Raw genomic sequence first — 16485 nt, forward strand, 5'->3', positions numbered from 1 at the left:
TTTTGACTGGGCTGTTTTGAATGTCGCTTGCCTGAACGATTTAGCACTCCCCGAGTTTTGTGGCTTTTCAACAGGGAAGATAAAAAGTGGATCTGCCAGCAAAAATGAAAGCCATCCGTAAGAAGGAAGGCCTGACCCAGACTGAGTTCTGCGAGGTCGTGGGGATCAGTATCAGCAGTTGGAAGAAATACGAGGCGGGGATCACCCAGATGGGGCTGCAGCCTTTTTTGAAGGTGGCTAACCATGAGCGGTTCAGGAAATATGCGCTTTGGTTGGCAACGGGGGGTGTGGCGGCTGAGTGTGGGCAGGTGAGTCCGGTTTAGTCATGTGTGGAGCGGGGTAGAGTCATACCGTCCTTTAGAGGTGTCCGGGATCATTGGGCCATTTCACCTCTTTATAAATTTCAGCGCTTCTTTGCTAGTAATTCAGAGCGGCCAATCACGTCACGACTGCGTTCTGATTTGCTCGGCCCTGATAAGCCGGCTTCTTCGATGAAAGTATCCAGACCGCGAAAATGCGGGGCCGCCTTGGAGCTGCGCAATGTCTCCATCCCTTCGTTCCAAGCGTGCACCATATGTTTGGCTACATCGCGCCAAGCTGGCTCATTCTTTGACGCTTCGATCACTTCCTTACCGACGGCTACAGCCGACTCACAGAGCTGCTCGACCATTGCAGCGTACTGGCGCGGTGAAATGCCTAAGACAGCTTTGAAGAACGTTTCTACCGAGCGACCTGGTGTCCAGGTTTTCCTGCCGCCTATGGAAAGACCGGGAGGGTTGCTGGCGAAGCGTGGGTAGGCCTGAGTGGTCACTAGATCATAGACCGGGGTAAAAACCACGTCCGCACGTGAGGTGTAAAGCAGTGCGATGTTCTTCGCGTGACAGTCTGAATTACGCACGACGTAGTTGGTAAGCAGTTGCCAGCCCAGATGCTCGCGTTGTGTTTGCAGACGGTCAGCAGGAATATAGGGGCGTGTAGCATTCCATAGTCGCTCGGTGGTGGGGGCGTACTTCTCATGGGGTGGTAAACCCAGCAACCCACAGGCATCTTCGACTCCACCGCGTGGGATGCCGCGGTCGTCCACATCGAAGCGATCCACTACCAATACTTTGCCGTCCTCTGACATACGACAGGCTGCGACCGGCACGACATTAAGCCTGGCCAGTACGCGCATGGTATAGAACTCGTTAAAACCCAGAAAAGGAGTTGTGTCGTCGGAGCCTTTGATGATGTGAAAGCCGGTACGCAGAGTCGGTTTGCCTAGCGGCTCCTGAGTTCCGGCGGTGTCGGCGGCAATGAATTTCGGCACGACCCCTGATATGGCTACTCGAGCATATTGCCGTACCAATGTGGCGAACCGTTCGCTAGTGTTCTCCGTTTTGAGCAAGTGTTCTATCTCCAAGGGGGCCATCTCGACGCCAGGCCGCACGCCTTCAGGAGTGATCGAGACTCTACCGATACCGGTGCCTCCCACTACGGCCAGCAGTGACAAATCAGTGCCGTCGAGCAAGGGGCCGAATTCTTCGCGGATAACACTGAGCAAATAACCCTCGGGAAGATTTTGCCGAAAAAACGGGAACAGGTCGCGGGGCCAGCGCCATGCTTCCTCACGAACAGGCATCGTCAGGCTGACAAAGTCTTCAGGTGCTGTGTCTGGAAGGTATTTCAGTATGTATTCATCGCGCTCCCGGTAGAGCTTGGCTACCAACCTTGCGCTGACGTGGACGTCCAGCATCATGCTCAAGCGCTCCCTGATCGCTGCTCGTTGAGGATGTCTTCAACTGTGCGTTGGTGTCCGGTCTTAACCAGTTTCAGATCATAGCCCGCAGCTTCCAACAGCCGAACCAACGCCGAAACGCTCATGTCGCCTTTAGCCAGCGTTTCCATACGCGCCACGGTGGAGCGCGAGACACCAGCACGGCTGGCCAGCGTCTCTTGGCTCAGCTTCGCGTCACCGCGCGCGTGTTTGAGCATCTCGGAAATATCGTATAGAGAGGTCACTTGTGGCCCTTGAGCGTCAGAAACAGATGTAATATCGAAAAATGTAGCTTATGGGCTACATTTTCGCAATGGTTTACCGATTAATGTGGCCCAAGAGCTACAAATAAGTATTTTTCTGATAGCTGGTGGCTCGCGGGCTACAGGCTGGCTTGCATCGCCCTTCAATACTTCATCACTACCAATGCAGTGGAAATAGTTAAGTGAACGGGTTTGGCCGTCTCTATTACAGAGATGAAAAAGCCAGGTAATGTCGACTTTGGATAGGGTGGAGCGCAATCTGATTGAGGGCGAGCACCATTTGGTAGGCCCTCGGTTTCGTGATTCATATGCGTTGTCAGGGGTATTCAGCAAGCTGACAGCGAGTAGTGGGTCATCTCTACAATAGTCCATAGAACCGTAATTGTTATGCACCCCCCAGAAACGCGAAAGCCGCGCAATGCGCGGCTTTGAGTATGGTGGGCCCACACGGACTCGAACCGTGGACCAAAGGATTATGAGTTGCAGGGAGAGGTGCTATGCCTAGAGAAATCGTTCGTAGGTGAACGTAGGTTGGCATAGCTGGAGGCCCCGTAGTTAATGGTGTTGAGCGTAGTTTTGAGAAGGTTGATCAAGCTGAGTACTGTACCGTGGTTGTACTGATTTTGCAGCGTATAAGCTTCGACTTAATGTAACGCGGTCACCATGTTCAATTCTGAAGAGGCGAATGCTTGGCCTCGAATGGGCTCTTGGCATTGGTAGCGGCTGAGCCCCGGCTTCCGGTTACACCAGGAGGCCGCAATCTGTCGCAGCAAGCTCCCTCTTGAAGCACTGCCCCAGCCGGATCATCATTCGGGATGCGCATTCTCTGCTTTTGCCAGAAGCGCCTTAATCTCGTTCATGCTGAGAAATTGGTACAGCACCATTTTCCGCGAACACCAGGTGGGGCCTGCTGATACCCTTGTCAGGAGGCCCCGGCCTGACTCTCTCCAGATCGAGCACGATTCCCGTGCCATCCTGACAGAGAGGCCGCATGACCACCCGCCGCGCTACTTCGCTTCGCCCTGGACAATTTAAGCACCTTATCCGCGTTGCATCCGTAACTGGCCGCATGCCAGAGCGTGATGTGATGCTGTTACCTAACCCTGCATACCCACAGCACTGACCCTGGTACGCGGAAAACGCTGCAGACAGCGATAGATCAACTTGAGAAATCACTTAGCATCATGAGTCCCAAAGCGGTAGCCGCGCTGGGGGCTTTGGAGCCCGCGTACTTTACCTACCAGGTGCTCTCTGATGACGCTGGACATGTATCAGCCACATCCCTCGATCATTTCATTGAGCCTCACGAAGGCCGAAAGTATTGGAACTACAAAGTCGGTGCAGGTGGGCCTGACGAGATCGCAGCGTCACTCTATTACTGTCTTTATGGAGCCATTCCTGTTGCAGTTGGGGTTGCAGAGTTACTCAAGCTGGAGCAGTTCGCGGGCCAAATTAATGAGGTGGTGGACCGATTCGATAAAGTCCCCCACCCACTTGAAAAAAACGCACAGCGCGGCTATTCGAAGCCAACGCCTTGACCGTCGAAGTAAATAGGAAATCACCCGTTACGTGTGACACGCCTTTGACTCGCAAAACTGACACAACAGAGAAATTTATGACCCCAAATCCAGATGATTCGAACTTGAAATCAGCAGACTTGATATCTGCATTAAGCCAAATGGAGCCGTTAGCCAGCGCGATAAAAGGGCTTGCACAGTCCCAGAGACATCAGTCGGATATTGAGATTGTGCGCCTCTGGTATACCGATCAGCAGCGGTCTGACGTCATTGCCCAGCTCGACAGTGCAAGGAGAGCTCTCGATTTTGCCGATGGTGTGATGGAGCTCGTTGTTAGACGCAGATCTGACCAGCGAAGCTTCGAGCAGTATGCTCAGGCTCGGGGTGAGGAGGAGGCCCGTAAGGCTTTCACGTCGGAGGAGGATGCCCAAGCTATGGTCAAAGGTCGTAGGTCTGACCTTGAACGCATCAAGTGGTCGCATCCTGTCGTTAGTCGTCTACATGCCCAGGTTCGCGGCTGGTAGGTAGGTGCCTGGTACGTTATGCACATGGGCTTGGCTTCCGATTAAAGGAAAGGAACGCCAAAGCCCCGCCAAGTGTGGGGCCGAGTAAATAGAGGATGCCGCTTTGGTATCCACCACATCTAAGGCATGACGACATGGCCATGCCCCCTTGGAACGCCTCGCCGGGCGGGTCGAAACTGAATGACCAGGCCAAAGCTGCCCAGGTCGAGGACTAGGGAAAAAAGGACGAATGAGATGATGATGAAAGGTATAGTTAGCATGTTGACTCTAGCCGCTCTCGGCGGTTGCGCGGCGATTATAGGTGGTCCTACAGAGGTCACAGTATCCTCACTAATGACTGCACCGGCACTTTTTCAAGGCCAAATTGATCCGTTCTCCGCAAGTGGCCCGAATACGCTAAAAGTGGGCGATTCTTATAACCAGCTGGCGATCTTCAACCTACGTTCCTGCAACGATGACAAGACGGACTGCAAGGTTGGAAAAGGAAAGTTGCAGAGCAAGACAACAGTGTTAGGCCTCAGCAGAGATGAGGCAACCGTTCGGGTCGATCTGCATCTCGACGTTGGTGGCTCGCAAACCGTGCACGACAAAGTCAGCAATACAGGGTATCAACTCCACGACGTACCCTTGAAAGACCAAGTTGTCACGTCCAAAACCATCAGGCTGAATTACAACGCCTCCAGGCATATCGGTTTGCCCTATGGCGTGAGCTTCAACGTTTGCGTTGAAGGCACCGCTGATCCTGCTGGCAATGTGATGCACGCCTGCCAGCCTCTGCGCGGGTTCGACTGATTCCACGGAAAAACCTACGTTCGTTCAGGCGGATTTCTGATTGCCCATGGCCAGCTGGCTGGGGGGCTAATCATTGATGAGGGAGGCCATGCGATAGTCCACGGTCAGGTATCACGCAACGTAATCAACCACGGAACGCTTGAGCTGCTGGGTCAAGTATCTGGAAGGATTATCGGAAATCCACCTATCAATGAGGTGAAGCCGGTTCAGATCGTCGGCACGGATCTTGAGGTTCCCTTTCGTGGGGAAACTACCTCATGGACCTACACGAGCTAGTTCAAGGAAAGATCATGATCAAACGTCTGACCAAAATTGCATTTTTATCTTGCCTAAGCGCGTCGGTAATCAGTCTTATCTTAGGCGTATGGTCCGTTTGGGAGTTGCCCGCCTTCAGCGGCAAGCTAGTGACCTCGGGAGGTATCTTGATGGCTCTGGCTGGTGTGCTTCAGCTAGAGATCAGCAATTTTTTTCAAAACCTTTTTTCCGAGTATTCAGACTTGGAGCGGTATCCTGGATGGGCCCCATCACGCGTTGCACGACAGGTCATAGACAATCCCGACCGACCCATAGCCACCAAGCTACGTAACCTCTCGTTCTTCAACGTCCGCACGGCTCTATGGCTGGTTATTGCAGGCACATTTTTGCAGCTGATCGGCGTATGGATATAAATAGGAAAAATGCTCATGAGCTGGGATGACTACATTGATACGGATTATATCGACCTGCCAGAAGAGGCTGTGATCCCGGATGCTCATCCTTTTGAGCCTAATGATGAGTGGTTATCAAGTGCTCAGCCGGAGCATCAACTTGAAGCGATGAAGCGGTGGTTCCAGGCTAGATTCGTGGACCCGGCTCAAGAAACGCCTTATGACGGCGGTGAGGGGGGCTATCAATTCATCCATGGTGGTCCATACGATCCCGACGAGGAGCTACAGGACAGATTTGGCAATATTGTCGAATACGGGGTTATAGAGCAGCTCGTAAACGAACTGTATTCTGAGGTTGGAGATGAATGGGCACCAGCGGATTGGGAGCCGGATTACGACGAAGCCCTTGCTATGGTTGCGTCAGGTCCCGGTGAACCATACCAAATGCTTTGCACTCGGCTTGATCAGATCAGGCAAGTAGCGTCAATTAACGGCAATTTTGATGTCACACAAGTGGCTAATCAGCTCGCCCATGCAGGAATCATTTCAGCCCTCGAAGCTTACCTCTCTGAGACAGTGACCTACTGGGCGAATGAGGACGAGTATGTGTTCCGTGACTTAGTCAGCTCTATTGAGGAGTTCCAGAAGGCCAAGCTTTCGGTTTCAGATATTTTCAAAGAGATGGAAGGACTCCATGCTCGGCTAGAAAAGTACCTGCAAGATTTGGTCTGGCATCGCTTTGAAAAAGTGAGATCACTAATGCAGCGGGGTTTGAAGATAACAATACCTGACATCGGTTTTTTGATGAAAGAGGTAGAAATAAGGCATGACATCATTCACCGGGGCGGTCGAGACAAGCAGGGAAGAGCAGTCGTCCTGACGGGGCAGCAGGTCAGTGATATTTCCGAAAACGTGAAGGTTTTCGCCGCATATATAGAGCAAGAGCTAGCTCAAAGATTTGAGTCACATTCAGCGGTCGACAAATAGGTGTCTAGCGCTATGGGCTTGCTGGCTGCTGCCATCCAGGGCGGCAAGTCACCCGGTCCACCACTAGCTCCACGAACGAAGGAAAAATCGCCTATGACGCAGCTGATCGAGGCGCTACGCGCAACCGCCACAAAGTGGCGGGCAGGTAACCAGGAACACCCTGGCGGTGTCGTGCTGGTATGGGAAGGCGTGGTGTACGGCTGGAAGAACGAACTACGCGATCCTGAAAGCGAGCGCCCAGGCGCCTACGCCGTGGACAAGGCCGGAGTGGTCTTCAAAGCAGAAGGTGGCGACGACTACAACGGCGCGAAAGCGTGGGTCGCTGTTGACCCTGACGGACGATAGGAAAAAGAGGAATGATGAAGCGCGCTGCAATTACAACACTGGCCTTTCTGATCGCACTCCCATCAATCTACTGGTTGCTCGGCGAAGCGGCAGTGATGTTTGAAATGGCAAGCACGGGAGCCAAATCAAGAGCTGAGCTGGCAGATGACTTTGGCCTTGGTATCATTGGGCTCTTAATTGTCGCACCTGCAACCGTAATCGGCGCAGTGATCACAGCCTCTTTTTTTTGGTGGCAAATGAGGCCCCGCAGGAGGGGCTAAATGCTTAACAAACCATCCAGCACTCGCAGGCTTGCAGGCAGCTGATCTATAGGGTGACGTTACCCCCGTCCACCACCAGCTCCACGAACAACGGAACATGAACTAAAAAGGATGAAGCTATGAGAAACGAAAAAGCCCACCTACTGATAGTCGAGGCAAAGCTACGCAAAGCGTGTAGATCTGCATTCTTCTGCGGTGTGCTAGTTGTTTTCGCGATGGTGGCCATCGTTATGTTGGGTTTAGCCGCCGAACAACCAGTGGACCAAAAAGCCATTGCCGAAGGCTGGACACCGCTCATCATGCTGATGGCAGCAATCTGCGGGATTTGTCATTTTTTCCACGGGTTGGTTAAGAATAAAATCAAGAGACTGAACCAATGAGCCTCTACTTCGATAACGACCAGAGCCGACTTACTTAACTCAGCCCCTACATACGTAGGTAAATCGCCCAAGTACACCACAATCCCTGCCGTAAACGCGGGGCTAAGTAGGTAGAAGGACGCACAACCTTGCGTCCGGAAAAAAGGAGAGGGAATTCGAATGACGTCATCGAGTGAGCTGGATCTAACGATGGAAGCAGCATCGGCTTTAGCCGACGCCCTGGATGTGAATGCAGAGCCTCGCCCTACATCGCGCATCCGGTTCATTACGTGGATTCTGGGCCGTTTTGAAGACGCTGAATCTTTAGTTAATGCCGCTCAAGGCTTACCTGAACTGCCTTCTGAGCTTCGCATGGACTATGACGCCTGGGTCACCAAGGGCTGTAAAACGCAAAGTGCCGATCTAGACGAATAGGAGCTGATGAATCAGGGGGTTGCGGTTTGGAGTACATCAAACGTTTTATCGAAAAACACCGATATGGACCTTGGAAAGGCATCCTGATTGGCTATCTCGTTTTGTGCGGGGTATCAGGAGTTATGTCTGCTTGGAATAGCCGTCACTTCCTACCATCGTTTGTTCTCTGGACCTGTACGCATCTTCTTTACCTTCCTGTCATGGCCGCCTGTTTGGGATTATCCATTTGGCCCGGTGTCCTTGCCGCAAAATCGTCAAAGCTACCAATTATTGGTTGGATTGTAGGAATAGCTGCGTTTTTCATTGTCAGCGTATTCATCCTGTATCTCGTAGGTGAAATCCCAGGGATAGGATGGCGATTCAAAGTCATTCTCAGCTCCTCAAATGACGATTATTGAACCCTGACCCTGGGCTTTCGTAACGCTAGGAATTGAATGAATGGACCACCATCCGCTCCGCCAACGAGTCATCGAGCGTTTCGCTAAAAGCTGGAGCCTTGCACGCCCTGAGAGTAAGCGTCTGCCGAACCCGTCTTGAACAACTGGATTGGAATTCCGATGTACCTATTTTCGAACTTCCATTGAGGTCGCTGGGTAGGCTCAGGTCACTATGACAGTAGAGACAGCGTACCTATAGGCCGCACTGATTTCGGGGCGTGGAGGTTGAAGTTATCGGTACTGTTGCTATAGGATCTGCACAGGAGATGGCATTCCTCCTTGAAACCGCCTCGTGCTGATGATGCCTACGTAAACCCTGGACAGGGTGCGTAGGTTCGCCTCCCTGTCCTCTAATCTAGGACAGGATCTTGACTTCAAATCTCATAGCAGCTCTCTATCGCAATCTGCGATTATCAGTACCTCCTCGGCTCTACCAGACCAGAGGAGAATTGCAGCCATGCTGAAATCACTATTAGTTATCGCCATCGGTGCATCACTTGGTGCTTGGTTGCGCTGGCTCCTAGGCATGAAGCTCAACGCACTCTTCCCGACAATTCCCCCAGGCACTGTGGTGGCGAACATGGTCGGGGGTTACATCATCGGCCTGGCCATCGCGTTCTTGGCCGCATCTCCCTCCTTAAGCCCCGAATGGCGCCTGCTAATTATCACGGGTTTTTGTGGGGGACTTACCACCTTTTCCACCTTTTCAGCCGAAACAGTTGCCCTAATCCAAGAAGGGAGATTGCTTTGGGCCCTCGGCTCAATTTCATTGCACGTCGTAGGTTCGTTAGCGATGACCGCTGCCGGACTACTGTCCTACCAAATGATTGGTACTCGCTGAGGAGATTAAAATGAAAGGTTATATGGTCGTTTTCTTCACCCAACAAAACCGTCGTTATCAAGGAAAAATGCTTGGCGAATGGATCGTCGACGTGGCTAAGGAAATGGGGCTGCGCGGTGCCACGCTATGTACTGGAATCGAAGGTTTTGGACACACTGGGAAACTACACTCATCGCACTTTTTTGAGCTGGCTGATCAACCCACGGAGATTCGCTTGGCAATCACGGAGGATGAGGCAGAGCGGTTATTCAAGCGACTGGACTGTGAGGAAATATCGGTGTTTTTCACCAAGACGCCAATCGAGATGGGCACACTTGGAAAAACGCCTTCCAGCTCAGCCCCTTCCAAAGCTTCGGAGCTGTGAACATGAGCTATACGGACATTCCAGCTGGTAACGCGATCCCCGATGACTTTTTCACCGTTATCGAGATTCCTGCAAACCACTCGCCGATCAAGTACGAGGTGGACAAGCCAAGTGGACAGATCTTCGTTGATCGCTTCCTCAGCACGCCGATGTTCTACCCGGCTAACTACGGGTTCATTCCAAATACCTTGAGCGATGACGGCGATCCTTTGGACGTCCTCGTGATTTGCCCTTACCCGGTATCACCTGGCGTTGTCATCCGCAGTCGCCCAGTAGGTGTGATGTACATGACGGACGAAGCTGGTGCGGATGCCAAGGTAATCGCAGTGCCTCATGAAAAACTCAGCTCTATGTACAGCAATGTAAAGGAATGCTCTGACCTCCCTGCGTTACTCCTCGCACAGATTCAGCACTTCTTCGAAAACTACAAAGCGTTAGAGCCGGGTAAGTGGGTGAAAATGGGCCGCTGGGGGAGCGCAGACGAAGCGCGGGAAGATATTCGTAAATCGGTAGCGGCCTATAACCTGAAGAAGGAGGCTTGCAAGTAGTGTTACTCAATCAGAAGAGCGCAGAGCAGGAAATTTCTCTGAAGGTAAGAGAAGACTTTTTGCTGCTGCCGAAAACTGCTGAATTGACGCGCTGGGTAATGGCCCAGTCCACGGGCGGAAGAACTTTACCGTATTTCGATCCACTGGATGGCGGCGTCTTCGCAAGGGTATTGATCTTGTTGGAATCGCCCGCTCGAACGGTCAGTCTTCCACGGTATGTCTCAAGAGACAATCCGGGGCCTGCACAACGCAACCTGAAAGGTTTCATTGAGCAGGTTGGACTGGCACGTCACAAAACCGTCCTTTGGAATTTGTACCCTTGGTTACCAGATCTCGATAAGCCCAAGGGTCCGCTCCGCAGAGCGCAAATTGAGGAAGGTATCGAGATGCTGATCACGCTACTGACGCTTTTCCCTGATCTCGTCACTATCGTGTTTGCCGGACGTGTTGCCCAGAAAGCCATACCGCGTGTTCGGCTCGCCTTCCCTAATTTTTCATTGCTGGAAATGCCACACCCAAGTCCCCTTTCTGTTTGCACTCACCCGAATGTTAGGCAGCGCATTTTGTCCACACTGCGTCACGCCAAACAGTCGATCAAGTAGCCAAAGGCTCAGGTTTTGCTCGCCTTGTTCAGCGAGTGGATACACGGCGAGACGAACAAGTTGCCGCGATAGGCACCAGCCAGGGTTTTAGCCGCGACGATCATCCACATGACAGTCAGCATCAACACCAGCACCACGCCAAAGAAGCTAAAGAACGTGAGGTGCAGCATAGAGCCCAATTTGAGGGTTGTTACGGCGTACACTCCCAGCGGAAAGGTGAAGCCCCACCAGCCGAGGTTGAAGGGAATGCCCTCCCTAAAGTAGCGCCCGGTAATTAGCAGCGCCAATACCATCCACCACAATCCCAGCCCCCAGAACAGCACACCACCGATCAAGCCAATGCCCTCGGCTACGCCGCCGATGCTTGCCATTCCATGAGCAGCAAAGATTGCTGGAGCATCGTTGCCCAGCAGCAACATCCCCAAAGCCCCGGTACCGATCGGCCCTAAAGACAGCCAGCTCGATGCTGCCATGCTTTCATGAGGTAGTTTGTGCAGCGCCATGCGCAGTAACAGGATCACCAGTATGCTCAAGGCGACGGGCACCGAGTAGGCCCACAGCACGTAGCTGGTGATGAGCATGGTGAACTGTGCGCTCGCATCAGCGAGGTGCGGAGCCAATAGACCGCCACTGGCGGCAGCCACCTCAGCCGCAACTACTGGCAGCAGCCATACCGCTGTCATCTGATCAATGCTGTGCTGCTGGCGAGTAAACATCATATACGGGATCAGCACCCCGCAGGCCAATGCCATGGTGACATCGATCCACCACAACACTTCCGCTAAAGCGACTACCCCACCCCCCCAGCGTGGCAAACCATAAAGGAGAAAACCGTTGATGATGGTCGCCAATCCCATGGGGATAGTTCCAAAAAACATCGATACAGTGGAGTGGCCGAAGATCTGTTTGGCCTCGTCGAAGAACAATACCCAACGGCTCGCGTACATCAGCGTAAACAGGCAAAACAGCACGATATTAAAAAACCACAAGGCTTCCCCTAACGCTTTGGGCCACTGCGCAACAAAGGGCAGTTGGCCCAGAGCCAGCGCCAGAATCCCGGTGCCCATCGTGGCGGCGAACCAGTTGGGTGTGAACTGCCGGATCGCTTCTCGTGGATTGGACAAAGCCGCCAGTGGATGGCTGCCGCCCATTATAGCTGCGAGTCGTGTCTCACTCATTTTCGCGCTCCCGCTTCAGTGTGCCTTCAATATGATATGGTTGAAGTATAGCTTGATGGGCATAGCGGTAAAAACGGATAGTATAGGTTTATATTACCTATTAAGAAGGTAGATTACTTGAAGCTAAGCCTACGCCAGCTACAAATTTTCTGCGCCGTCGCGCAGCACGGTAGCACCACCAGCGCCGCCATTTCGGTATCACTGTCCCAATCTGCAACCAGCGCCGCACTGAACGAGTTGGAAAGCGCCTTGGATACCAGGCTGTTCGACCGTGTAGGCAAGCGTTTAGTGCTGAACGATAACGGCCATGCCTTACTGCCTCAAGCCAGAAGGATGCTTGAGAATGCACAACAGATAGAGGCCAGTTTCTTACCCGGCCATGCCGGGCTGAAGACACGCTTGCGGGTAGGATGCAGTACCACGATAGGCAATTATGTTCTGCCATTAATTCTCGGTGAGCTACGTCAATCAACACCACATTTGAGGGTCGATGTCGACATGGCCAACAGCATGGCTATCGCAAGAAGAGTCGCTGATTTCGAGATTGATATGGGCCTGATCGAGGGGCCTTGCCACCTGCCCGAACTCAGTGCCGAGCCTTGGCTTATTGATGAGTTGCTTATTGTCGCAGGCCAACGGCACCCCTTGGCACTAAAGCAGCAGGTCACACTTGATGATCTTCGTACCGCTGAATGGCTACTGCGCGAGCCAGGTTCTGGTACCCGTGAAGAAGTCGAACAATTGCTGCTGCGTCATTTGCACGATCTCGCCGAAACGCGCCAGATCGGCAGTTCGGAGGCCATCAAGCATACCCTCGCACAAGGCATTGGCATCAGTTGCCTGTCCCGCTGGGTCGTTCGGGATCTACTGGCCTCTGAAGTTCTGGTTGAACTGCCGCACGCGTTGCCTGCACTGACCCGACGTTTTTTTCTGATCCGCCACCGGGACAAATACATCTCGCCTGGGCTTGAGCGATTCTGGGAAAACTGCAGTCAATTCGTGAGCCAGGAATAGCTAGACCTATTTATAAAACAGGTAAGAGCTACCAAAACAAGTTGTTTCCGGAATTTATCAACGACGCATAAAGTCAACTCATTGCCTTGCAGCGATGAACGAGTTGTATATGCCAAGGCGCGACTGGATGCCTTGCTTACCCTATGAGGAAACTCTGATGAATGTGATAAAGAAAACCGTCACAGCCCTGACGTTGGGTGTTGCGTTGGCCGCATCGATGAGCGCGTGGGCCGCGCAAGATCGCTGGACGTTTGACGGCGATATTCACAACAACTCGCTGGCCGTCAGCCCTGATGAAACGACGGCGGTGGTCTCTTACAGTCAGCGTCCAGATGTAGTGGTTTATGATTTGAAAACCGGTAAGGTTCGCCAGGTTCTCACCGGCTACGTCACGCCGCGAAATATTGTGTTTTCGCCAACTGGCGATGTGTTCTACCTCTCCGACAGCAGTTTGGGGGTCGTGCGCAAGATTGACACCAAGACTTTAAAAGTGATCGCAGATATTCCGTTGGGCGCAGGTGCTTTTGGTACCACACTCAGCAAGGACGGAAGCCTGCTCTACGTCAACAATGAAGCGGCCAGCACGCTGTCGGTCATTGACCTTGATCACCAGCGGCCAGTAGCTGTGGTACCTGGCTTCTCCCAACCGCGCCAGGGCATCCGAGTAAGCCCTGACGGCAAAACCGTCTATGTCACCAACTTTCTTGGGGACAAAATTACCCTGGTCGACAGCAAGACCAATACGATTGAAGGTGAGATCACTGGCTTCAACAAGTTGCGCGCCATCTCCATATCGGCGGACGGCAATACGCTGTACGCGGCTAACAGCGGCAGTAACAGCATCGCAGTTGTCGACACTCAAAAACGCGCCATCACAACCACCGTCATGGTTGGCAAAGACCCCTACGGCGCAGCCCTCACTCCAGACGGGCTGCACGTCTACTCGGGTAACCTCGGTGACAACAGCCTTTCAGTGATCGACACCAAAACGCTGAAAGTGACCACCACTGTGACCGGTTTGAAGGCACCCCGCCAGGCCATTGTCTTCACCAAAGACAAGTCGAAGGCGTATGTCCTCAATGAGGACTTGAGTATCTCCACAGTCGATCTCGACAGCAACAAGGTGGTGTCGACGCTCAAGGCCGACTGATTGAACAGCGCAGGCCTTCATGGGGGCCTGCTGATACTCCACGACCAAGTGAATAATAATGAGTGAAAATGATGAGTCCTGGATGATGGATCGCCGTCGCTCATTGAGATGAGCCAGTGATGCGTGACCGTGAGCGTCGCTTTGCTCAATTGAGGAAGGCATAGGGTCCGGGGGGGAGCCCAGCATTCCAGCAAAAAATGATATCGGGACGTTTTTTCTACGGAATCGAATTAACCTGTTTGTGGCTCGTCTACTGTCTGATCGCTTGCCGTTTCAAAAGCAGGTGGGTCTTCTAAAAATTAAAAATGACCAAAGGAAATACATATGTTCAAAAAGATGATTCTCACCGTCGCTGTTGCCGCCAGCTGCATGTCGGGTTTGGCGCTCGCCGATGCGCCAGTCAAGCTTGCTGAAACGGACAAGGGAAAAGTACTCGTAGACGTGAAAGGAATGACTCTTTATACCTTCGGTAAGGACACCTCGGGCAAGTCGGTCTGCAATGGGCCATGCGCTTCAAACTGGCCACCTTTACCGGTATCCGCAGACGCGAAAGCGGGTCATGATTACTCTGTCGTCACTCGAGACGATGGCACAAAACAATGGGCATACAAAGGCATGCCACTTTACAGCTGGGTCAAAGATACCAAGCCAGGGGATACAACCGGTGACGGCGTCAACCAAGTCTGGCACGTTGCCAAGCCGTAACGTCAAATAATTAATAGGCTGGCTTACGCCACTGGCTTTGTCAGTGGCGCAAACCAGAAGAATACACACCTGATATTTTCGCCAACATACAGCCGCCGCGCCTCATAAATCTTTTGATGGATCATTTCAACGAAAAATGGGGCCGAGGTACGGTACACCTTGGACGTATTCCCGTAACGCCAGCCTGAGGATTTCGTTTGGCCGGGAGTCTGTGACGATGCGCATGGTGGTTCCATCCAGCCGCTAGTGGACCGATATTCTGAGGCAACGCCAATTAGAACGGTAGGGCATCGTAAATATGCGGGCGAAGGTCTGCTTATGGCCGAAAGCTGCCGTTAATAAGCCGACCAACAGGCGTCGCTTTATTGGTTGGTGCGCATGGCTTACAACTCAAACAAGGGTATGGTTTTGGGCGTATCAAACCGGCCCGCACAGCGCTACCTTCAGCATCTAACAAACGTACGCTGAGGAGTCGAAACAGTGGATACTGAACGAGGTGTTGAGGAATGGAACGGTCGATGGTCGATCGTTGCCGGACGTGCTGTATGCACTGGCTGCATGGAAAGCCAAGCGCTGGAAGACTGCGAAAGCCCCTTTCTACATGCCGACACCTGTCCAGCCAGCGATGTGGAAGGTCATCATCCATGGGCAGCGTTGCACCACATCCTCGGCAGTGCGCGTGGGTGAGCTGCCGCTTAGGCCTCGATCACTTCAATTAATACTTCACTTTATAGGTGGGTGAATCCTCCGGCCGGTTCTCCCGCCGATCGTAGATCTTGGTCGTGCTGATGTTGGCATGACCCAGCCAGGCCTGGACCTTGGCGATATCGGCTTCATGCTCCAAGGCGTTGGTGGCTGCCGTTGCTCGGAGTCCATGAACCCCAAGGCCGTCGACCTCAATCCCGGCCTTTTTCGCGTAGGCCGTGACGACGGCATAGATGCCGTTTGCCGTGATACCGGCGCCGGTCAATTTACCTCGCAGCGGCATGAACAGTGGCACCTTCCGTTCGGCCAGATGATGCTCTGAGTTTTCCAGGTACTGATGAATACGCCCGGCTGCGATCGGGTGCAACGGGAGGTATCGCACCTTGCCGCCCTTGCCGTGAACCTTCAGATGCTGAATACCGCGGCGCTCCTGAATGTCGCTAACCTGCAGCAGCGCCGCTTCTTCACGGCGCAGTCCGTGATAGAGAAGAACAGCCAATAGCGCCCGGTCGCGCTGCCCTTTAAGTGTTGTTTCATCCGGCGCCTCGAGCAGCGCCTTCGCCTGGTGGTCACCCAACGCCGGCGTCTTGCCTTCATTGCTTTCTATCCTGGGACGTTTTACCCCATGCACTGGATTGCCGCCGGCGATCGCATTGTTCTCCAGGAGGTGATCAAAGAGGCTGGCCAGCGCGGCCAATTTGCGCCGGATCGTGGCTCCGGCCAAACCGCGATGCTCGAGCTGGGCGCGCCAGGCTAAAACATGCGATCGGGTCACGACCCGAAATTCATCGGCCGAAGCCAAGCCGACAAAACTACAGAAGTCTTCCAGGTCGTTTTGGTAAGCACGTCGTGTTCGAGGGTTGTCCAGGTTGGCAAACCACTCGACCGCGGCCGGAACCTTGGCCAGCGTCTGAAATTCGACCGACGTGAGCCGACGCTGATCATTCGTATGGTTTTTCGTCAGTTCCTGCATATTGTTCTCATCATTGGCTATCCTGCAATCGTTCTCAAAGCTTTCGGTCACAAAATCATCGCTATATCAGTCCTCCGTTGCTA

The 16485-nt window shown here is 53.0% G+C and carries 22 protein-coding genes and 1 riboswitch; of the genes, 18 read left to right on the forward strand and 4 right to left on the reverse strand.

Annotated elements, in window-relative coordinates; all coding sequences use genetic code 11:
• Nucleotides 1-86: 86 nt before the first annotated feature.
• The gene (locus CFBP1590_RS02695; RefSeq protein ID WP_088234444.1) at nucleotides 87-323 is read left to right on the forward strand and encodes a helix-turn-helix domain-containing protein; all 237 of its coding nucleotides are present in this window, start codon (nucleotides 87-89) and stop codon (nucleotides 321-323) included.
• A gap of 80 nt (nucleotides 324-403) precedes the next feature.
• On the opposite strand, the gene CFBP1590_RS02700 is transcribed toward CFBP1590_RS02695, so the two are convergent.
• Nucleotides 404-1738, reverse strand: a complete 1335-nt coding sequence (locus CFBP1590_RS02700; RefSeq protein WP_043305479.1) for a type II toxin-antitoxin system HipA family toxin — start codon at nucleotides 1736-1738, stop codon at nucleotides 404-406.
• Between the two features lie 2 nt (nucleotides 1739-1740).
• Nucleotides 1741-2001 carry a helix-turn-helix domain-containing protein gene (locus CFBP1590_RS02705; protein ID WP_004887765.1) on the reverse strand — a complete coding sequence of 87 codons (261 nt, stop codon included), beginning with the start codon at nucleotides 1999-2001 and terminating at the stop codon, nucleotides 1741-1743.
• Between the two features lie 1202 nt (nucleotides 2002-3203).
• On the opposite strand from CFBP1590_RS02705, the gene CFBP1590_RS02710 reads away from it, so the two are divergent.
• The 13 genes from CFBP1590_RS02710 (at nucleotide 3204) to CFBP1590_RS02775 (ending at nucleotide 10677) form a co-directional block, all read left to right on the forward strand.
• Complete coding sequence (locus tag CFBP1590_RS02710; protein WP_088234445.1) at nucleotides 3204-3557, forward strand: hypothetical protein; 354 nt, start codon at nucleotides 3204-3206, stop codon at nucleotides 3555-3557.
• 740 nt (nucleotides 3558-4297) lie between these two features.
• Nucleotides 4298-4852 carry a hypothetical protein gene (locus tag CFBP1590_RS02720; protein WP_088236350.1) on the forward strand — a complete coding sequence of 185 codons (555 nt, stop codon included), beginning with the start codon at nucleotides 4298-4300 and terminating at the stop codon, nucleotides 4850-4852.
• Between the two features lie 290 nt (nucleotides 4853-5142).
• Nucleotides 5143-5520: a hypothetical protein gene (locus CFBP1590_RS02730; RefSeq protein ID WP_088234447.1), complete on the forward strand. Its 378-nt coding sequence runs from the start codon at nucleotides 5143-5145 to the stop codon at nucleotides 5518-5520.
• 15 nt (nucleotides 5521-5535) lie between these two features.
• Nucleotides 5536-6486 carry a hypothetical protein gene (locus tag CFBP1590_RS02735; protein WP_024659454.1) on the forward strand — a complete coding sequence of 317 codons (951 nt, stop codon included), beginning with the start codon at nucleotides 5536-5538 and terminating at the stop codon, nucleotides 6484-6486.
• A gap of 93 nt (nucleotides 6487-6579) precedes the next feature.
• The gene (locus CFBP1590_RS02740; RefSeq protein WP_122563396.1) at nucleotides 6580-6831 is read left to right on the forward strand and encodes an antirestriction protein ArdR; all 252 of its coding nucleotides are present in this window, start codon (nucleotides 6580-6582) and stop codon (nucleotides 6829-6831) included.
• 11 nt (nucleotides 6832-6842) lie between these two features.
• Nucleotides 6843-7091, forward strand: a complete 249-nt coding sequence (locus tag CFBP1590_RS02745; protein ID WP_024659453.1) for a hypothetical protein — start codon at nucleotides 6843-6845, stop codon at nucleotides 7089-7091.
• Between the two features lie 119 nt (nucleotides 7092-7210).
• Nucleotides 7211-7471, forward strand: coding sequence for a hypothetical protein (locus CFBP1590_RS02750; RefSeq protein ID WP_024659452.1), 261 nt, complete (start codon nucleotides 7211-7213; stop codon nucleotides 7469-7471).
• Nucleotides 7472-7660: 189 nt separating this feature from the next.
• The gene (locus CFBP1590_RS02755) at nucleotides 7661-7885 is read left to right on the forward strand and encodes a hypothetical protein (RefSeq protein ID WP_231991812.1); all 225 of its coding nucleotides are present in this window, start codon (nucleotides 7661-7663) and stop codon (nucleotides 7883-7885) included.
• Between the two features lie 26 nt (nucleotides 7886-7911).
• Nucleotides 7912-8283 carry a hypothetical protein gene (locus tag CFBP1590_RS27470; RefSeq protein WP_145958166.1) on the forward strand — a complete coding sequence of 124 codons (372 nt, stop codon included), beginning with the start codon at nucleotides 7912-7914 and terminating at the stop codon, nucleotides 8281-8283.
• 292 nt (nucleotides 8284-8575) lie between these two features.
• Nucleotides 8576-8637: riboswitch (Fluoride riboswitch) on the forward strand.
• Between the two features lie 142 nt (nucleotides 8638-8779).
• On the forward strand, nucleotides 8780-9163 hold the full coding sequence (gene crcB, locus CFBP1590_RS02760; protein WP_010924788.1) for a fluoride efflux transporter CrcB: 384 nt from the start codon (nucleotides 8780-8782) through the stop codon (nucleotides 9161-9163).
• Between the two features lie 10 nt (nucleotides 9164-9173).
• Nucleotides 9174-9527, forward strand: a complete 354-nt coding sequence (locus tag CFBP1590_RS02765) for a DUF190 domain-containing protein (RefSeq protein ID WP_046235779.1) — start codon at nucleotides 9174-9176, stop codon at nucleotides 9525-9527.
• A 2-nt stretch (nucleotides 9528-9529) separates the two neighbouring features.
• Nucleotides 9530-10075 carry an inorganic diphosphatase gene (gene ppa / locus CFBP1590_RS02770; protein WP_010924789.1) on the forward strand — a complete coding sequence of 182 codons (546 nt, stop codon included), beginning with the start codon at nucleotides 9530-9532 and terminating at the stop codon, nucleotides 10073-10075.
• Nucleotides 10075-10677: a uracil-DNA glycosylase gene (locus tag CFBP1590_RS02775; RefSeq protein ID WP_052739322.1), complete on the forward strand. Its 603-nt coding sequence runs from the start codon at nucleotides 10075-10077 to the stop codon at nucleotides 10675-10677. The genes ppa and CFBP1590_RS02775 overlap by 1 nt, the downstream gene beginning before the upstream one ends.
• An 8-nt stretch (nucleotides 10678-10685) precedes the next feature.
• Here the strand turns inward: CFBP1590_RS02775 and CFBP1590_RS02780 are convergent, their stop codons facing one another.
• Nucleotides 10686-11855, reverse strand: a complete 1170-nt coding sequence (locus CFBP1590_RS02780) for a TDT family transporter (RefSeq protein ID WP_010924791.1) — start codon at nucleotides 11853-11855, stop codon at nucleotides 10686-10688.
• 117 nt (nucleotides 11856-11972) lie between these two features.
• Here CFBP1590_RS02780 and CFBP1590_RS02785 point away from each other — a divergent pair, with 117 nt between their 5' ends.
• The 4 genes from CFBP1590_RS02785 (at nucleotide 11973) to CFBP1590_RS02800 (ending at nucleotide 15411) form a co-directional block, all read left to right on the forward strand.
• On the forward strand, nucleotides 11973-12869 hold the full coding sequence (locus CFBP1590_RS02785) for a LysR family transcriptional regulator (protein WP_017709553.1): 897 nt from the start codon (nucleotides 11973-11975) through the stop codon (nucleotides 12867-12869).
• A gap of 157 nt (nucleotides 12870-13026) precedes the next feature.
• On the forward strand, nucleotides 13027-14019 hold the full coding sequence (locus tag CFBP1590_RS02790) for a beta-propeller fold lactonase family protein (protein WP_017709554.1): 993 nt from the start codon (nucleotides 13027-13029) through the stop codon (nucleotides 14017-14019).
• Nucleotides 14020-14343: 324 nt separating this feature from the next.
• Nucleotides 14344-14724 carry a COG4315 family predicted lipoprotein gene (locus tag CFBP1590_RS02795; RefSeq protein ID WP_010924793.1) on the forward strand — a complete coding sequence of 127 codons (381 nt, stop codon included), beginning with the start codon at nucleotides 14344-14346 and terminating at the stop codon, nucleotides 14722-14724.
• Nucleotides 14725-15204: 480 nt separating this feature from the next.
• Nucleotides 15205-15411, forward strand: coding sequence for a hypothetical protein (locus CFBP1590_RS02800; protein WP_161806366.1), 207 nt, complete (start codon nucleotides 15205-15207; stop codon nucleotides 15409-15411).
• 28 nt (nucleotides 15412-15439) lie between these two features.
• On the opposite strand, the gene CFBP1590_RS02805 is transcribed toward CFBP1590_RS02800, so the two are convergent.
• Nucleotides 15440-16402 (reverse strand): tyrosine-type recombinase/integrase, encoded by a 963-nt coding sequence (locus CFBP1590_RS02805; protein WP_010924794.1) that lies wholly within the window; start codon nucleotides 16400-16402, stop codon nucleotides 15440-15442.
• Nucleotides 16403-16485 lie beyond the last annotated feature (83 nt).

Source organism: Pseudomonas viridiflava, from assembly GCF_900184295.1.
GTDB classification, from domain to species: domain Bacteria; phylum Pseudomonadota; class Gammaproteobacteria; order Pseudomonadales; family Pseudomonadaceae; genus Aquipseudomonas; species Aquipseudomonas viridiflava.